Here is a 1,381-nt window from a genome sequence, read left to right as displayed (position 1 = left end):
AGAAATCTTGAAAAGTTCTTCATCTTCATTTTTAGAAAGAAGATTATTCTCCACCGCCCTTTTAGCCGTCTCTGCTCCAGAAGTCGCAGCAAGGAAACTCCCCCCTTGCTCTACTGTGGTGCCATTCGCTTTCGCCGTCAATGCCGCAGCCAATCCACCCGCCAATTGACTTAACGTGCTAATGTTTTCCTTCTCATTTGCCGTTAATTCACTGACCGGTTTGCCATAAGCTCTCGCGATGATTTCAGCCGTTGCTTCACCTGTCACCCCAGCAATTGCTCCCGTTAATGGGTCTTTACCTGTCACCTGGAACTCCACTGCAGAAAGCAGGGCATGCGCCATCAGATTCGTCGCCTTGTCTTTTGCGGTGTCCCCCGCCGTCATCTCGTGGATTTTTTGATTGAGATAAGGTGAAGCCAGTGCGACAAGACTGCCTGCGGTATCGTTTTGTGCCGCCGCTTGTAATGCTGCTGTCACCGCTCGAATCGCCATGCCTTTTTCACTACCTATGCCGTAAGTGCGGTCGATTTCACCTTGCATTTTCGTGATGTCGGCTTGAACATTTGTTAGCTGTTGCTTAATGGCAGCAAGCTGTTGTTCATTACCCGCTTGTCCCTTCAAGGCTTTTTCTTGCTCTTCCAGCTTAAACTTCTCAAGTCCTAGCTTGTTAATCTTCTCACGCTCATTATACGTGGCAATATTAATCGCGTTGTTGCTGATATCACCTATCACTTTCGCCATTTCTTGGCGTTCTTGCACTTTTTGTAAATCTTGTTTTTCAACACGTTGATTCGCATTTTTGGTGTCACGTGAAAGTGCGGTCAGTTTTTCCGGTGTTTCGGTCTCTATCTGAATGTTGTCGCTGATAGCTGATTGGGTGGTGCTACGCGCGCTTTCATTGGTGTTACCTAATAAACTGAGGATGGAGCTGATAGCTTGCATCGGGTTAATGCCTCCCGTACCTGCCCCCATGCTCGCACTTTCGGTTTTAATCTCGCTTCGATTTTCAATATCGGTATGCGTGAGCGATTTTGTTTTGAAGTGGTTTTTACTTGCATCAGCATCACTTTCGATGATGGCACCATTCAGTTGGGTATGGTTGTGGATGTTAGCATCCATGCCATCTTCTCCCACACGAATACCCGCTTGTTCATTCACTTGCGCATAATCCACTTTCGCTTTGTTATAGGAGGCACTGACCGAAGCTCCGCCACCTGAACCATACGCCATCGAGCCACTTGCACTCGCACTCGTTTGTTTGGATTCGTATTTTTCCGTATCTTGACGGCTCGTGACAGTGAGATTTTGAATATCCGCTTCCCAACGTTTCGCGTTGAGATTTGCTGCATCAAGGCTGAGGTTTCCTGCTTCGCTATTGGTA

At 47.4% G+C, this 1,381-nt stretch carries 1 protein-coding gene; it reads right to left on the bottom strand.

Going from position 1 to position 1,381, the window contains the following annotated elements:
* Positions 1 to 1,381 (bottom strand): VENN motif pre-toxin domain-containing protein (locus AAX15_RS03440; protein WP_046939154.1); only part of this gene is annotated, 1,381 nt, incomplete at both ends.

The organism is Haemophilus haemolyticus, from assembly GCF_001008275.1.
In the GTDB taxonomy this organism is placed as follows: Bacteria; Pseudomonadota; Gammaproteobacteria; order Enterobacterales; family Pasteurellaceae; genus Haemophilus; species Haemophilus haemolyticus_P.
The sequence above is the reverse complement of the archived record's forward strand: the minus strand, read 5'-3'. Positions and strand labels throughout refer to the sequence as shown.